14 protein-coding genes are annotated in these 15,664 nt (G+C 50.7%); 9 read left to right on the top strand and 5 right to left on the bottom strand.

The window, feature by feature from the left end; translation table 11 throughout:
• Positions 1 to 5: 5 nt before the first annotated feature.
• The gene (locus tag OCU43_RS10420) at positions 6 to 311 is read right to left on the bottom strand and encodes a hypothetical protein (protein ID WP_091358478.1); all 306 of its coding nucleotides are present in this window, start codon (positions 309 to 311) and stop codon (positions 6 to 8) included.
• A 330-nt stretch (positions 312 to 641) separates the two neighbouring features.
• On the bottom strand, positions 642 to 1,247 hold the full coding sequence (gene paaY / locus OCU43_RS10415; protein ID WP_175483522.1) for a phenylacetic acid degradation protein PaaY: 606 nt from the start codon (positions 1,245 to 1,247) through the stop codon (positions 642 to 644).
• A gap of 198 nt (positions 1,248 to 1,445) precedes the next feature.
• On the opposite strand from paaY, the gene OCU43_RS10410 reads away from it, so the two are divergent.
• On the top strand, positions 1,446 to 2,663 hold the full coding sequence (locus tag OCU43_RS10410; RefSeq protein ID WP_091358471.1) for a Bcr/CflA family multidrug efflux MFS transporter: 1,218 nt from the start codon (positions 1,446 to 1,448) through the stop codon (positions 2,661 to 2,663).
• 104 nt (positions 2,664 to 2,767) lie between these two features.
• Positions 2,768 to 3,313 (top strand): hydrolase, encoded by a 546-nt coding sequence (locus tag OCU43_RS10405; RefSeq protein WP_091358468.1) that lies wholly within the window; start codon positions 2,768 to 2,770, stop codon positions 3,311 to 3,313.
• 73 nt (positions 3,314 to 3,386) lie between these two features.
• On the opposite strand, the gene OCU43_RS10400 is transcribed toward OCU43_RS10405, so the two are convergent.
• Positions 3,387 to 4,301: a LysR family transcriptional regulator gene (locus OCU43_RS10400; RefSeq protein ID WP_217647429.1), complete on the bottom strand. Its 915-nt coding sequence runs from the start codon at positions 4,299 to 4,301 to the stop codon at positions 3,387 to 3,389.
• 241 nt (positions 4,302 to 4,542) lie between these two features.
• On the opposite strand from OCU43_RS10400, the gene OCU43_RS10395 reads away from it, so the two are divergent.
• Together OCU43_RS10395 and OCU43_RS10390 are read left to right on the top strand one after the other, a co-directional pair.
• Entirely contained in the window at positions 4,543 to 5,244 is a 702-nt protein-coding gene (locus tag OCU43_RS10395; protein WP_091358466.1) for a CoA transferase subunit A, read from the top strand.
• A 75-nt stretch (positions 5,245 to 5,319) separates the two neighbouring features.
• On the top strand, positions 5,320 to 5,979 hold the full coding sequence (locus OCU43_RS10390; RefSeq protein ID WP_091358464.1) for a CoA transferase subunit B: 660 nt from the start codon (positions 5,320 to 5,322) through the stop codon (positions 5,977 to 5,979).
• A gap of 165 nt (positions 5,980 to 6,144) precedes the next feature.
• Here the strand turns inward: OCU43_RS10390 and dsbD are convergent, their stop codons facing one another.
• Complete coding sequence (gene dsbD / locus OCU43_RS10385; RefSeq protein ID WP_091358462.1) at positions 6,145 to 8,040, bottom strand: protein-disulfide reductase DsbD; 1,896 nt, start codon at positions 8,038 to 8,040, stop codon at positions 6,145 to 6,147.
• 273 nt (positions 8,041 to 8,313) lie between these two features.
• Between dsbD and OCU43_RS10380 the strand changes: the two genes are divergently transcribed.
• Positions 8,314 to 9,381, top strand: coding sequence for a 3-deoxy-7-phosphoheptulonate synthase (locus tag OCU43_RS10380; RefSeq protein ID WP_091358460.1), 1,068 nt, complete (start codon positions 8,314 to 8,316; stop codon positions 9,379 to 9,381).
• A gap of 280 nt (positions 9,382 to 9,661) precedes the next feature.
• Positions 9,662 to 11,890: an NADP-dependent isocitrate dehydrogenase gene (locus OCU43_RS10375; protein ID WP_091358457.1), complete on the top strand. Its 2,229-nt coding sequence runs from the start codon at positions 9,662 to 9,664 to the stop codon at positions 11,888 to 11,890.
• Between the two features lie 123 nt (positions 11,891 to 12,013).
• On the opposite strand, the gene OCU43_RS10370 is transcribed toward OCU43_RS10375, so the two are convergent.
• On the bottom strand, positions 12,014 to 13,303 hold the full coding sequence (locus OCU43_RS10370) for an NAD(P)/FAD-dependent oxidoreductase (protein WP_091358454.1): 1,290 nt from the start codon (positions 13,301 to 13,303) through the stop codon (positions 12,014 to 12,016).
• Positions 13,304 to 13,881: 578 nt separating this feature from the next.
• On the opposite strand from OCU43_RS10370, the gene OCU43_RS10365 reads away from it, so the two are divergent.
• From OCU43_RS10365 to OCU43_RS10355, 3 genes are read left to right on the top strand one after another with little or no spacing between them, the layout of a single operon-like run.
• Complete coding sequence (locus OCU43_RS10365; RefSeq protein ID WP_091358451.1) at positions 13,882 to 14,289, top strand: PilZ domain-containing protein; 408 nt, start codon at positions 13,882 to 13,884, stop codon at positions 14,287 to 14,289.
• Positions 14,282 to 14,599, top strand: coding sequence for a hypothetical protein (locus tag OCU43_RS10360; RefSeq protein WP_091358450.1), 318 nt, complete (start codon positions 14,282 to 14,284; stop codon positions 14,597 to 14,599). Before OCU43_RS10365 ends, OCU43_RS10360 begins: the two co-directional genes overlap by 8 nt.
• A complete protein-coding gene (locus tag OCU43_RS10355; protein ID WP_091358447.1) occupies positions 14,596 to 15,642 on the top strand; it encodes an AAA family ATPase in 1,047 nt (348 codons plus the stop codon). The genes OCU43_RS10360 and OCU43_RS10355 overlap by 4 nt, the downstream gene beginning before the upstream one ends.
• The last annotated feature ends 22 nt before the right edge of the window (positions 15,643 to 15,664 follow it).

Raw genomic sequence — 15,664 nt, 5'->3', positions numbered from 1 at the left:
GCAGCTTACGATACAGTAATCGATACCTCGCTCAGAGCGGTCCCCACGGCAAACAAAATCAACTGGCTCACCAACACTAGCAGGATAATATCCGGCCAGATATCCGCATCACTGAACTGCTTTAACAGATAAAACAGTATAATAATTGAGAGTGGCCAGCCAAATGAGGGGATCAGCGACACCAAAGATGCCGCTCCGGCTGCGATAACCGTATGAGAAAAATTCAGATGGACCGCCGTAACCTTACCGGCCATCCATAAAATCGCACCGGTGATAACCGCATCCAGCGCAACAAGCAGTATCATATCCATATGAAGAATATCTATCTCAAAAAAAGATTATCAGGCGCTATAGTCTGTCAAGCCACATCAATAACGTCCTGTTGATTCAGATAACGCCGGGGCAATGTCAACTGCATAGCCCTCTGACCGCTTATCCCTTAGCGGCAGCATGATAACATGATAAAAGCTGCTTACTTAGAAATTCAGAGCGCCGAAATTCAGAGCGTCAAAATTCAGAGCGCCGGAAGCGCCTCGCCTTTGAACTCAGCCTGATGCTATAAACCTGTCTGTTAACCTCAAACGTAATAGCACCATACCGATGTTAAAAACCCGGAATGAGATTTCAAAGCGATGCGACGATCAGCTTTCCGCTTTAAATTTGGGCACCACCCCTTCGATCCCAACGTCCATCCGCGGGCGATCTGCTTCCACTTCAGTCAGCGCTTCAACTTCCTGCATGGTGTTCATGCTACGGACCGCCAGATCCTGATACTGCCGGGTCCCGGCTGATTTCCAGTCGATCTCTTTATCGGTCAGCTCTTTGATCACCCGCGCCGGGGATCCTGCCACCAGTGTTCGCGCAGGTACATCCATCTTCGCCTTAACGAACGACATCGCCGCGACAATAGATGACTCCCCAATAACAGCCCCATCCATAATCACCGAGTTCATTCCCACCAGCGCATTCTTGCCAATGACACAGCCATGAAGCACCGCCCCATGACCAATATGACCGTCCTCTTCCACTACCGTATCGGTGCCGGGAAAGCCGTGCATGACGCAGGTGTCCTGCAAGTTGGCCCCTTTTTTTAGCTCCAGGCGACCAAAATCCCCCCGCAAACAGGCGGCCGGGCCGATATAGCAATCGGGACCGACAATCACATCACCGATCAGAACGGCGCTGGGATGCACATAAGCCGAAGGGTGAACAACCGGGGTTATGCCATCGAGTGAATATACTTTCATAATGCTATTCCATGTTTCTGAATGGACGAAATATTTGTGTAGCTATTACTTTAACGGATCTAAATATACAGGAATACCCCTATATTTATTTAGCGCTAAAAATAGTTAACTTGCTAACTAATTTACACTCGCAGGATGATAACTGTCACTGCCCGAATGTATAACGTTTACTCATTAATACCAGAATACTGAGACCGGATGTTCAGACCCACTTCAACCGCCGTTATTGTAACGCTGGCCGCCGCAGTCGCACTAGGCCCTCTATCAACCGATATGTATCTGCCCAGTCTGCCAGGCCTGACCCGGGAGTTTGATACCTCGGTTGATCGGGTGCAGATCACCCTGTCGGTGTTTCTTTATGGTTTTGCCTTTGCGCAGTTGGTTTACGGTCCCCTGGCCGATCGCTTTGGTCGTAAGCCGGTGATGCTTGGCGGGTTGCTGCTGTTTGTCCTGTCCTCACTGGGCTGCGCCCTTGCTACCACGATTGAGCAGTTGATATTTTTCCGCTTTCTGCAGGCCCTGGGTGCCTGCGGGGGACCGGTACTGGGCCGCACAATGGTCCGTGATATCCATGGACCGGTCAATGCGGCCAGAGTGCTGTCGATGATGGGCAGTATTATGGCGCTGGCACCCGCAATCGCTCCGGTCATTGGCGGCTATATGCTGGCCTGGTTTGAATGGCGCGCAGTGTTTATCTTTCTCACCGGGTATGCATTAGCGTCAATGCTGCTGATCGCCTTTAAGGTGCCTGAATCTCTGGCCAATGAGAACCGCAGCTCACTCAAACCACTGGTTATCCTGGGTAACTTTGGTTTGTTATTAAAACATCGGGAATATCTTGGTTACACCCTGTGCTGTAGTTTTATTTTTTCCGGACTGTTTGCCTTTCTCTCCGGTGCTCCGTTTGTGCTGATCGATTACTTTAAAGTACCTGCGCAGCACAGCGGTATTTTCTATGCGTTAGCGTCCGGCGGTTTTTTGAGCGGCACGCTGATTGCGCAGCGTATCGGTTGTCGCACCGGTATTAATGGGGTTCTGAAGCGTGGTACCGTTATCAGTGTGCTGGCGGGACTGAGTATGGTGATACCGGCGCTGCTGGATATCCATTACCTGTGGCTGACGGCCATTACCCAGATTATCTATATGTGCGGTGTCGGTATGGTGATGCCTCAGGCAATGGCGGGGGCACTGGCCCCTTTTGCTAAGATGACCGGAACAGCGTCCTCTCTGCTGGGCTTTAGCCAGTCACTTATTGCCGCCAGTATTGGCATGCTGGTGGGGCATTATCACAGCGGCACCCCGACAACCATGGCGGTGAGTATTGCCGCCATGGCGATCCTCTCTCTGGCCAGCTTATGGTTGCTGGTAAAGCCGGGCAGGAATCGTGCTATAAACCACCCGCCGGAGGAGAGATAGCCAAAAGTGATATTAGGGTATATCCTTATCGGCACTTACGTCAGAATCTGACTATACATCAAGCTTCAAGGCGGTTTACTGCCCCTGTTACGCGGAGAATTTTTATGCTGATCTACCCAAACTCATCCTGCCTTCTGGTTGTCGATATTCAGGAAAAACTGGTGCCGGCAGTGCATGAAAGTGAAACGCTGGTGACCAATGTCCGCTGGCTGGCTGAGGTGGCCAAACTGGCCGGGGTTCCGATTCTCACCTCTGAGCAATACCCGAAAGGGCTTGGGCGAACAGTCCCTGAACTGCTGGATGTGCTACCCGAAGAGGGTTTTATGGATAAGTTGCACTTTTCCTGTATGTCAGACCCCAGCTGCAATGAAAAGATCAACAGTATTCGTCCCAACCAGGTCATTATCGTCGGCATGGAAGCACACGTCTGTGTCATGCAAACAGCCATTCAGATCAAACAGCAGGCCCGCGAAGTGTATGTGGTGGCCGATGCGGTGTCTTCTCGTAATCCGGCAGATAAACAGGCAGCGCTGGAACGGATGCGCCACTGTGGTATACACATCGTGACTAAAGAGATGGTCGGCTTCGAGTGGATTCAGAAATCGGGCACAGAGGAATTCAAAACCTTCAGCACCCAATTTTTACGCTGAAACCGCTAAGCTGCAAACGCTTGTCTGAGCACACACATCTTATTGAAAATAAGGCTCTGGGCCGATAAACGACTCAGAGCTTTATCTTTTCTGTAAGGTCTCCTGCAGAGCCCAGAATAATATCCACCATGCTTCGGGCCGCAGTCGACAAGGGATAGCGTTTACGCATCACTACACCAACAGGCCGTTGCATCACCGGGGTATCCAGTTCACGGCAGACCGCCCCCAGTTCCCGCATCTGCTGAATACACAGAGAGGGCACCGCACTCACCCCCAAACCGGTTGCCACCATTCTGCCGATAGTCGCCAGTTGATGGGTTTCGAATTCAGGTAACATCTGCATCCCCAACTGACGCAGTTTAGCTTCAATCAGCAGACGGATACTGGATGGCCGTTGCAAGGTAATAAAGTCATTTTTAAGCAGCGCCTGCCAGGGGATACTGCAACTTTTCGCAAGTGGGTGATCCGGATGTACCACCGCCACAAACCGGTCGTCAAACAGCGGAGTAAAGGTCAGGTCTTCGGAACGGCCCGGGTCAAAGGTGATCCCTACTTCCACCTGGCCATTGCGCACCATATCCACCACATCCTCGGCGATGACATCATTCACCGTAATACTGACATTGGGATAGAGCGCGCGATACTGGCTGATAATGCCCGGCAGCAGGCTGCTGGCAAACGATGGCATCGCCGCCAACACCACCCGCCCCCGGTTAAGGGCAAAACGCTGATTCAGGTCATCCAGTGCAGCTTCACAATCATGCAGAATTTTCTGCGCCACTGGATAAAACTCCTCTCCTTCAGGGGTAAGCGCGATCGCCCGGGTGGTTCGGCTGAACAGCGCGCCTCCCACCTCCTCTTCAAGATTTTTAATCGTGATACTCAGCGCGGGCTGGGACAGATGAACCTGAGTACAGGCCTCCGTAAAGCTTTGGGTACGGGCCACAGCGACAAATGCTCTTAACTGCTTCAGGGTGATATTGACCATTTTACTGTTTTCCAGCCGGTCATATTAAACCGGGTATGTTGTGGAACAGGGATTCCACATATATAAACAAATTTTATAAATACTTCAAATCATTAAATTTGCTAAATGATACGCGGTATATAAGACTTAACTTATTCGTGAGTCAGGTATCTGGTGTTCCGGGAACGGAACTGTCCCAGCCAGATACCACCCTTAAATACGAAGACCCCTATAAAAAGAACTGAATTGCGGAGTTGCACACATGTCGGGTTTTAATAAAGTTGTGAACAGCTATGAAGAGGCTATGGCTGGTCTGGAAGATGGTATGACCGTCATTGCCGGAGGCTTCGGTCTTTGCGGTATCCCCGAGAACCTGATTGCTCAGATCAGAAAGATGGGTACCAAAGAACTGACCTTTGTATCGAATAACTGTGGTGTCGATGATTTTGGTCTCGGCATCCTGCTGGTTGATCGCCAGATCAAAAAGATGATCTCCTCCTACGTGGGCGAAAACGCCCTGTTCGAAAAGCAGCTGCTGGCGGGTGAACTGGAAGTCGAACTCACTCCACAGGGCACGCTGGCTGAGAAAATGCGCGCTGGCGGTGCCGGCATTCCGGCGTTCTATACGGCCACCGGTTACGGTACCCCGGTAGGCGAAGGTAAAGAGGTGCGGGAGTTTAACGGCCGCAAATACATTATGGAAGAATCGATTACCGGTGATTTTGCCATCGTAAAAGGCTGGAAAGCGGACACCTACGGCAATGTGATCTACCGGGATACGGCACAGAACTTTAACCCAATGGCGGCAACCGCGGGCAAAATCACAGTGGTTGAAGTGGAAGAGATTGTTCAGCCGGGTGAGTTGAAACCCACCGAGATCCACACCCCTGGCATCTACGTTAATCGTGTGATTAAGGGCAGCTTCGAAAAACGTATTGAGCAGCGCACAGTGCGCCAGAGCTGATACGACACTCCGGTAATTTATTGAATTTCTGATAGCCCTGTCGCTTCACCGCTGTCAGAAAGAAGAGGAAAGACAATGGCACTCTCACGTGAACAGATAGCACAGCGTATTGCACGCGAACTGGAAGATGGTTTTTATGTAAACCTGGGTATCGGCATCCCGACTCTGGTCGCAAACTACATTCCTGAAGGCATCGAAGTGATGCTTCAGTCTGAAAATGGCTTACTGGGTATGGGTCCATTCCCTACCGAAGATGAAATTGATGCGGATATGATTAACGCGGGCAAACAGACCGTCACTGCGGCCACCGGCGCATCGATATTCTCCTCCGCTGAATCCTTCGCCATGATCCGTGGCGGGCATGTCGACCTGACCGTGCTGGGGGCATTCGAAGTTGATGTTAACGGCAATATCGCTTCCTGGATGATCCCTGGAAAACTGATTAAAGGGATGGGCGGTGCGATGGATCTGGTGGCCGGTGCTGAGAATATTATCGTCACCATGACCCACGCATCCAAGCATGGCGAATCCAAACTACTGACCAACTGCACCCTGCCCCTCACCGGCGCTGGCTGTATCAAAAAAGTGCTCACCGATCTGGCATTTCTGGAAATTAAGGATGGCGCCTTCCACCTGAAAGAGCGCGCGCCTGGCGTCTCTGTGGAAGAGATTATCGAGAAGACGGAAGGTAAGCTGGTTGTGCCGGAGCATGTGCCAGAAATGACCTTTGCTTAAAAGCAGTAGCGAGATGCGGCTTCGCCGCTTGCGCGTTGTTAGAAAAAGCGGATGGACGGGTGATTACTAAACGTTTGTAATAATCACTGGCCGATTTAGAAAGGCTGATACATCAGGTATCAGCCTTTTTTTGTTTAGCGGTTGGAAGGACCTTTAAGCTAGCTATTACAATCCTGCTATATGCCTGACAAAAACGTCGGGCTCGATAACCCCGATCAGCGTCATATTAGGATGATACTGACCCGCCCGGTCATAGAAAATCAGTGCCGGTGGGCCAATAACACGATAGAGAGCGCTTAACTCTTTTGCCGCATCATCATTGGCGGTGACGTCAACTTTAATACGTTTGAAACCACTAAGCCCCTGCTGCACTGAACGATCAGCAAAGGTCAGATTGTCCAGTTCGACACAGGAGATACACCAGTCGGCGTAGAAATCCAGCATCACCGGTTGCTGCCTGGCTTTCGCATCACTGAGTAAGCTATCCAGCTGCTGTTTATTGGTGACGGTAACAAAGTTCATCTCTGGACCGGACTGCGCCCCGGCACCGCTGACAGCAAACCCTTTTAGCGGTTGCATCAGACTCTTGCCACCGGTCAGTCCACCGATAAAGAGGATACCGCCATAAAGAAGTAATACCACTCCAACACCCTTCCAGAAATAACTCCAGCCCGCCGCATTATCCTTCAGCCGGTCGAGCGCTTTCATATGTACCGCGGCCACCAGCAGAATCACCGCATAGAGCAGCAAAGCAACATTATCAGCAATAACCCGGTCGAGCATCCAGACCGCCAGCAACAGCAGCATAACGCCGAATCCGGCTTTCACGCTTTCCATCCAGAGACCCGCTTTAGGCAGCAGTTTGCCCGCAGAAGCCCCGACAATCAGCAGTGGGACTCCCATCCCTAAACTCAGACTAAACAGCGCAGCGCCTCCCATCAGTGGATCGCCACTCTGACCAATATAGATCAGCGCACCGGCCAGCGGTGCCGCCATGCAGGGGCCAACAATCAGAGCCGATAACAGCCCCATGACCATCACCCCCATCACCGTGCCGCCTTTCTGGCTGTTGCTCATACTATTCAGCCGGCTCTGCCAGCTGGAGGGCAACTGAAGCTCATAGAAACCAAACATCGACAGTGACAGCAATACAAAGATCAGACTGAAAAAGCTGATCACCCAGACATTCTGAAACGCCGCCTGCAGGTTTTCACCAAACAAACCGGCAATCACCCCGGCAACCGTGTAGGTGAGGGAAACCGATAGCACATAGATCAGCGATAGAAAGAATCCATGGCGGGCGGTGGTTTTATGTCCGTGACCCGCAATAATACTGGAGAGAATGGGAATCATCGGGAATACGCAAGGGGTCAGTGCCAGTGCCAGACCAGCGACAAAGAAGGCCCCAAGAGTTAGCAGCAGACCACTGCCGGAGATGAGCGCGGCGAAACGATCCTGTTCACTCTGTATTGGTGAAGATGAAGGCGTAGTAATGCTTGGCGCTGTGTCCGGCTGACTGACCACGGGCTGAGTGTTACTGTCAACGGTCGCCGTGTCCCCCGTCTGTCCCGGATTAACCGGCAACTGTGTAAGGTTGAACGTCCTGGTGACCGGCGGATAACAGATTCCACCTTCCCAGCACCCCTGATAGTTAACCGTCACGACACTATCTACCGGCTGCCCGGTAGTGCTGGTCAGATCAAGATTAACAACCGCCTGATTGTGATACACCCATACCTGACCAAACAGGGGGTCGTCTTTCTCTTCGGCATCGGAGTAGCGACGATCCAGCTCTTCCACTTCCGGGGTATAATCCAGCTGTATCTTATCGCGGTAAAGATAGTAACCATCCGCGATAGTCCAGATCAGTTTAACGGCACCGTCAGCGTCCTGTTCATAGTCAAATACAAAAGCCTGCTCAACCTGCAAGGGGCCATCATCACCGGCAAACGGATTGGCATTATCAAACAACCCCGCACTGACAGGTGTACTAAACGGCAAAAACAGTAACATCAGGATGACGGTAGCTGGCATGGTCAGTCGTTGAAACAGTAACGGCACGGAAACCCCTTAATGTAATAGTCAGATCGAACGGTTTATGGACAGCAAGCAGTCTGGGGAGTTCGATCCGGCCTGCAGATAATCAGGCTAAAAACATATTAAACGATGAAAAAACCTCTGGCTTTACAGTAAGCCTGCTAATTTTGTTAATTGTATCACCGGATAGCACCGATCAGCACTTAAACCTTCACCATTAATATGTTACAAAGTACCTCCTTTACGAACGCGCTAACGGGTGTACAGGGTAAAGGCTGTGCACTTTAGGAAATTGAGATGTCTGATAACCGAGTCGAAAACCTCAATATTGAGAGTAATACGGTTCTGGTCACTCCTGACCAGCTGAAACAAAAACTACCTCTGAGTGAAACTGCAGCGGCCACTGTTATGGAAGGTCGTCAGGTGATAAAAAACATTCTGAAGGGTGAAGATAAGCGACTGTTTATCGTGGTGGGCCCCTGCTCTATTCACGATACCAAGGCGGCGATCGAATATGGTCACAAGCTGAAACAGTTGGCTGAACAGGTTCAGGACACTCTCTATCTGGTTATGCGCGTATATTTTGAGAAGCCCCGGACGACCATTGGCTGGAAAGGCCTGATCAATGACCCCCATATGGATGACTCTTTTGAAATTGAAGAGGGCCTGCATATTGGTCGTGAGCTGTTGATTGAGCTGTCTGAGGCCGGCCTGCCACTGGCAACTGAAGCACTGGACCCCATCTCACCACAGTATCTGCAAGATCTGATTGCCTGGTCTGCCATTGGTGCCCGCACCACCGAATCACAGACCCACCGGGAGATGTCCAGCGGTCTGTCCGGTGCTGTCGGTTTCAAAAACGGTACCGATGGCGGCCTGACGGTTGCTATCAACGCACTTGAATCTGTGGCGCACCCGCATAATTTTCTGGGTATTAATGAGCAGGGACAAGTCTCCAAAGTGCACACCAAAGGCAATAAATACGGTCATGTCGTACTGCGTGGCGGTAATGGCAAGCCAAACTACGACTCAGTCAATGTCGCGCTGTGCGAGCAGGCACTGGATAAAGCCGGCCTGAAGAAAAACATTATGGTGGATTGCAGCCACGCAAACTCCAATAAAGACCCGGCTTTACAGCCACTGGTGATGGAAAACGTTACCAACCAGATCCTTGAAGGCAATACGTCTATTGTTGGTCTGATGATTGAGTCCAACCTGGGCTGGGGTAATCAGAAGATGACTGCAAACCCGGCTGACCTGCAGTACGGAGTATCGATTACCGATGCCTGCATCGACTGGGATACCACCGAGAAGGCGCTGCTGGATATGCACAATAAGCTTAAACCAGTACTTTCCAAGCGCTAATCCCACCCTGCTTAAAAAAGGATCTTCGGATCCTTTTTTTGTTAATACCGACTGCAAAAGTTAAAAAAAGCATGCTGCGCTGCGGTAATAAAACTACAGTAATACTATCTTTTAGTCGATATTCCCCTCCAGAAAGCGCAGGACTACTTCAGTATTAGTAATTTTTTGACGTATAATGCGCCCGCGGAAATTAATTATAAGGCTTAAGCAAAGATGTTAAGGACAGCCACAAGCTGCCCTGTTAAGCCTCTGGCTACCAGCCAAATGACAAGGGGATAAAATGACTACAACGAATCAAACTATTTACTGGACCCTTACCGACGAAGCACCATCACTGGCCACCTGTTCTTTACTTCCTATCGTAAGAACGTTTACCAAGGCTGCGGGCATCGACGTTAAGATCAGCGATATCTCTCTGGCTGGCCGTGTGCTGTCAGCATTCCCCGAAAAACTGACCGAAGAGCAAAAAGCGGAAGACGGCCTCACCTTTCTGGGAGCCCTGACTCAGGACCCCCACGCAAACATCATCAAACTGCCAAATATCTCAGCCTCTATTCCTCAGCTGAAAGCCTGTATCGCAGAACTTCAGGCAGAGGGTTGTGATATCCCGAACTACCCTGAAGCACCACAGACCGAAGAAGATAAAGCAATCCAGGCTCGCTATTCCAAGATTCTGGGTTCTGCTGTAAACCCGGTACTGCGTGAAGGTAACTCAGACCGCCGTGCTCCAGGTGCTGTTAAAGCTTACGCACGTAAGTTCCCCCACTCTATGGGTAAGTGGAGCAAAGCTTCACGCACCCACGCTGACTACATGCGCGATGGTGACTTTTTCTCCAGCGAACAGTCCATCACCATGGATCAGGCCGGTGATGTCCGCCTTGAGTTTGTTGATCAGGCCGGAAACGTCGAAGTTAAGAAAGAGCTGAGCCTGGAACAGGGCGAGATTCTCGACAGCATGCGCATGAGCTGCCGGGCGCTGCGTGAGTTCTTTGAAGAAACCATGCAGGATGCGAAAGAGACCGGTGTTATGTGGTCTCTGCACGTAAAAGCAACCATGATGAAGGTGTCTCACCCAATCGTATTTGGTCATGCAGTAACCGTATTCTACAAAGAACTGTTTGAAAAATACGGCGATCTGTTTGAAGAGCTGGGTGTTAATCCGAATAACGGTATCGGCAGCGTCTACGATAAGATTTCATCGCTGCCAACCTCCAAGCGCGAAGAGATTGAAGAAGCGATCCACGAGTGTCTGGAACACCGTCCGGAAATGGCAATGGTTGACTCTGTTAAGGGGATCACCAACCTGCACGTACCTTCTGACGTCATCGTTGATGCATCAATGCCTGCAATGATCCGTAACGGCGGTAAGATGTGGGGCCCTGACGGCAAGCCAAAAGATACAAAAGCGGTTATGCCGGAAAGCACCTATGCCCGTATCTACCAGGAGATGATCAACTTCTGTAAAACTAACGGCGCATTCGATCCAACCACCATGGGTACTGTGCCAAACGTTGGCCTGATGGCTAAAAAAGCCGAAGAGTACGGTTCGCACGACAAGACGTTCGAAATGATGGCCGATGGCATCATGCGTGTTGTTACTGCAGACGGTACCGTGCTGATGCAGCACGATGTTGAGAAAGGTGATATCTGGCGTGCTTGTCAGACCAAAGATGAGCCTGTACGCGACTGGGTTAAGCTGGCCGTGACCCGCGCACGTCAGTCCGGTATGCCTGCTGTTTTCTGGCTGGACCACAAACGTGCTCACGACCGCGAACTGATCAAAAAGGTAAATACCTACCTGCAGGATCACGATACCGATGGTCTGGATATCTCCATTAAGACTTACAATCAGGCGATCCGTTTCAGCATGGACCGTATGATCCGTGGTAACGACACTATCTCTGTCACCGGTAACGTGCTGCGTGACTACCTGACCGATCTGTTCCCAATCATGGAACTGGGCACCTCTGCGAAGATGCTGTCGGTTGTACCGATGCTGAAAGGCGGTGGTATGTACGAGACAGGAGCAGGCGGTTCTGCACCTAAACACGTACAACAGGTTGAGGAAGAAAACCACCTGCGCTGGGATTCACTGGGTGAGTTTCTGGCTCTGGCAGTGTCTCTTGAAGAGATGGGTATTAAGGAAAACAACAAGCGCGCATCCATTCTGGCGAAAACTCTGGATGCCGCTACCGGCAAACTGCTGGAGAACAATAAGTCTCCTTCACGTAAAACCGGTGAACTTGATAACCGTGGCAGCCACTTCTATCTGGGCATGTACTGGGCACAGGAAGTTGCGGCACAGACCGAAGATCCCGAACTGGCAGCTCACTTTGCGCCTCTGGCGAAAACACTGAGCGAAAATGAAGCACAGATTGTTGCTGAACTGAGCGCAGTTCAGGGCAAACCGGCTGAACTCGGTGGTTACTACCATGCTAATCGCGAAAACGTTAAGAAAGTGATGCGTCCAAGCGAAACGCTGAATGCGGCACTGGCGGCGCTGTCCTAAGCGTTTAAACCACGCTTAAACCGTAAAAAAACCGGATCAGGTTCACTGATCCGGTTTTTTTGTCTCACCCTTTATGCAACCCATCTGCTGGCAGTCGTAACCCTGCCGCAACAGCCCGCAGCGTTAATGCAGCTTCATTTTTGGCTTCACGGTCCCGCTTATCTTCTGAGCCCAGTACACGGCCGCCGCCCTGAGCCAGCCATGAATCGCAATCTGGTGCATCCGGTAGAGTGAGATATACACCAGCCGCGCCAGCTTACCTTCGATAAACATCGAACCTTTGGTGAGATTACCCATCAGACTGCCAACCGTGCTGTATCGACTCAGGTTAACCAGGGACCCATGGTCTTTATAGATATACTCCTTCAGCGGTTTACCCTGTTCAGAGAGGATAATATTCCTGTACACCAGGCTGGCCATCTGGTGCGCCGATTGCGCCCGGGGAGGCACCCAACTGCCATCGGGCTGCTCGCAAGCGCAACAGTCACCGATAACAAACACGGTGTCATCCACGGTGCTCTGCAAGGTGGGCTTAACCACGATCTGACCATTGCGGTTGGTATCAAACAGACCGATCTGCTTGATAAAGTCCGGGGCCTTAACCCCGGCAGCCCAGACCTGAAGATCTGCATCGATCAGTGTGCCATCACCGGTCACAAAACCCTCCTCGGTTGAACTGGTCACCCGCACATTTTCATGAATGGTAATGCCCAGCGCCATCAATTCCTTCTTCGCCGCCTCTGCGATCCTCAGAGGCAGCGCCGGTAATATCCGCGGGCCGGCCTCGATCAGGTCGATGCTCAGACGTTTGCCAGACATTTCCGGCATTCCGTAGATCTTAAACAGATCGGCTACATGGTAGAGCTCTGCCGCCAACTCGACACCTGTTGCTCCCCCGCCAACAATCGCCAGACGCAGCTTAGCATCGGATGATTTCTGGTTAATCCGCAAAAACTGATTTAACAATGCCCGGTGGAAACGCTCCGCCTGCTGATGGGAATCGAGAAAGTAGCTGTGCTCAGCCACACCCGGAGTACCGAAGTCATTACTGACACTGCCAACCGCCATTACCAGCGTATCAAAGGCAATCTCCCGTTCCGGCAGCACCTCTTTACCCTCTTCATCCACAAGCGATTGCAACCTGATCGTTTTCGCCACCCGGTCCAGACCGATCATGGTGCCCAGCTGAAACTGATAATAATGAGCCGCCGAATGGGCACGGTAGACCACGCCATCACTGTTCATATCCAGCGAGCCCGTGGCGACTTCGTGCAATAAAGGTTTCCAGATATGGCTACGGTTACGATCAACCAGAATGATATTGGCGCGTTTCTTTTTACCCAGCTTATGTCCGAGCTGTGTTGCCAGCTCAAGACCGCCAGCCCCTCCCCCTACGATTACGATTGTTTTCATTTCAGATCCTCAAATAAAGTCAGGTTAGCACTCAGGTCTCAGCACTAACCTGACTCAACTGAGCAGAACAGCAGTTGGTTTACAGTCGTAATAAACCCTCTGTTGACTAATATATAAATATATCGATAGTGCAAAACAGCTGATACTTTCAGGCAGGGTGTTATCAGTCAGACGTCTGCTGTTGCAAAAATTGACACAGATCATAGATTATGAAGAAGACGGCCCCCGGAGTAAACGTTCGCAGAAAATGAATGGAGAGATCGTACTAACGCATGATGACGCCTGTACAACGGCAATTCGCATGCCCTCTGATTCAAACAGCTGTTCGTATACAGCAAAAGAAGGTTTCTTTTAAGCCCTGACGGGCGCCAGGGGATACCCATTTTAAGAGGTCTCCTGCTTGAGAAAGCCTGTCATTACTGGTTAGATGAGTTTGATAAGCTGTTTTTATAAATTAACTGTAATTATCGATTTTTGCTGCCTTTACTCAGCTTTATCGGCCTCCAAATCAGATAATAGTTTGGTCTGTCTGATTATATCTATGCGAGGATGGACATGGTTATCACAGAGGTTATTTGATGAAACTCATAAATGATGACACGCTTGAATTCGAAGAGATTTCGAGTGACTCAGAATCAATACTGGTCTCCCGTAAATCCTACCGCCTGCCTGTTCAGGACCGGGATAGTAATTTACTGGAAGCCAAAGGCCGCACTTACCCCCTGCTGGACATCAGCCCTGAAGGGGTTTGCATCGGCATAGAAGCCGCCTCACCGATCTCCACTGAAGATATCCAGCCAAACTGCAGGATAACCCTTGGCGATCAAAGTTTTGAGGGGTTAGAAGGAGAAGTGGTACATGCTTCTCTTGATGGCGATGGCAACTGGATATGTGGCATCCAGTGGTTAAATGTTGAGGAAGGCACCTTAAACGCCTTAGAGAAAAAGTTAGCCTCCCTGCGCAAAGAGATTTTTGACAATGCCTGAAAATAACCAGTTAGACATTATGGGGTTGTTGCTGAGCGAGGAAGTCGGTGACGATATAGATGAACTTCAGCAGCTTAACAACATCATTTTTTGTGATACCGACTCCACCCCTCTGAATGAAACCCGCAAGGACCAGGGTGAGCTGATATGGCAGACTGAAAGTGACCAGTTTGCAATTCATGCCTGGAAACTGAAAGGGAAAATAAGTCTTAAATTTATCACCAAGTCCAAAAATAACGTCTCAGTGGAAAGGCTGGCTAAGATCGCCTTGAAAGCGATCCTGGATGACCTTAAGAAGGCTAACCCATGACTATTATTGTATGCCCAAACTGTTCTCGTAAGCATCATGCTGATACCAGTAAGGTCGCTGCCAAAAAACGATTCGTTGTCCGGTGTAAGGCGTGTGATCATAAATTTCTGATCAATCTGGATCACAGTGAAGTCATTCAGCCGGTTACCTCAGCGCCGCCGGCCCCCGCGCCTGCCCCCACTGAACAGCCTGCTGCCACTAGTGCCAGCAGTGCGACCACGCCAGAACCGCAACAGCACCAGAATAAACCCAGAAAGATCTGTGTCTCTCTGAGTAAGGGTGGCGTGGGTAAAACTACAACCGCAGTCAACCTGAGTGCAGGCCTGGCAATGGCGGGCTATAAAGTACTGCTGATTGATACCGACACCCAGGGGCAGTCCTCCTTTATGCTGGGCAAGAAACCCCCTGCCGGCTTAACCGAACTGCTCACCGGGGAGCTGACACCAAAAGAAACGATTGTTGAAGCGAGGCCCAATCTGTTCCTGCTCAGCGGTGGACGCTCACTGGCGGGGGTCAAGCGGATTATCGATAAGAAGAGCTTTGGTTCAGAATGGACCCTGGCAGAAGCGATGGAGGACCTCGATAAAGAGTATGACTATGTCATTATCGATACCTCTCCCGGCTGGGATCAGCTCACCGTAAACGTACTGTTTTACGCCACCGAAGTACTGACGCCGGTCTCCCTTGAGGTGATGTCGCTGCATGGTCTGGCGGAATTTACCAAAAACCTCCATGCGATCAAGAAGTATAAAGAGATCGATCTTAACTACATTCTGCCAACCTTTCTCGACACCCGGGTGGAGCAACCGCAGAATATTTACCGCAAACTGCAGAGTCTCTACGGCGATAAAGTGTGTACACCGATTCGCTATGACGAACAGCTGAGCCGCTCGCCCTCCCATGGAGAAACCATCTTTGAGTTTCTGCCTGACGGCGATGGCGCTGCTGACTACTCAGCACTGGTGAGAACCATTACCGGCAACAAAACTATTCTTCTGGGAGATAAAAAAAATCACGATGAAACGGTGATTCCCTCTCTGTAGAACAGCCAGTTTCAGGCAAAAA

The organism is Amphritea atlantica (assembly GCF_024347255.1).
Lineage (GTDB): Bacteria > Pseudomonadota > Gammaproteobacteria > Pseudomonadales > Balneatricaceae > Amphritea > Amphritea atlantica.
The sequence above is the reverse complement of the archived record's forward strand: the minus strand, read 5'-3'. Positions and strand labels throughout refer to the sequence as shown.

Bases quoted from the DNA above. Each gene is read 5' to 3' on its own strand.
- OCU43_RS10370 (WP_091358454.1), bottom strand. From the start codon at position 13,303: ATGAAAACAATCGTAATCGTAGGGGGAGGGGCTGGCGGTCTTGAGCTG.
- OCU43_RS10375 (WP_091358457.1), top strand. From the start codon at position 9,662: ATGACTACAACGAATCAAACTATTTACTGGACCCTTACCGACGAAGCA.
- OCU43_RS10405 (WP_091358468.1), top strand. From the start codon at position 2,768: ATGCTGATCTACCCAAACTCATCCTGCCTTCTGGTTGTCGATATTCAG.
- OCU43_RS10355 (WP_091358447.1), top strand. From the start codon at position 14,596: ATGACTATTATTGTATGCCCAAACTGTTCTCGTAAGCATCATGCTGAT.
- OCU43_RS10380 (WP_091358460.1), top strand. From the start codon at position 8,314: ATGTCTGATAACCGAGTCGAAAACCTCAATATTGAGAGTAATACGGTT.
- OCU43_RS10365 (WP_091358451.1), top strand. From the start codon at position 13,882: ATGAAACTCATAAATGATGACACGCTTGAATTCGAAGAGATTTCGAGT.
- OCU43_RS10400 (WP_217647429.1), bottom strand. From the start codon at position 4,301: ATGGTCAATATCACCCTGAAGCAGTTAAGAGCATTTGTCGCTGTGGCC.
- OCU43_RS10420 (WP_091358478.1), bottom strand. From the start codon at position 311: ATGGATATGATACTGCTTGTTGCGCTGGATGCGGTTATCACCGGTGCG.
- OCU43_RS10360 (WP_091358450.1), top strand. From the start codon at position 14,282: ATGCCTGAAAATAACCAGTTAGACATTATGGGGTTGTTGCTGAGCGAG.
- OCU43_RS10395 (WP_091358466.1), top strand. From the start codon at position 4,543: ATGTCGGGTTTTAATAAAGTTGTGAACAGCTATGAAGAGGCTATGGCT.
- OCU43_RS10410 (WP_091358471.1), top strand. From the start codon at position 1,446: ATGTTCAGACCCACTTCAACCGCCGTTATTGTAACGCTGGCCGCCGCA.
- OCU43_RS10390 (WP_091358464.1), top strand. From the start codon at position 5,320: ATGGCACTCTCACGTGAACAGATAGCACAGCGTATTGCACGCGAACTG.
- paaY (WP_175483522.1), bottom strand. From the start codon at position 1,247: ATGAAAGTATATTCACTCGATGGCATAACCCCGGTTGTTCACCCTTCG.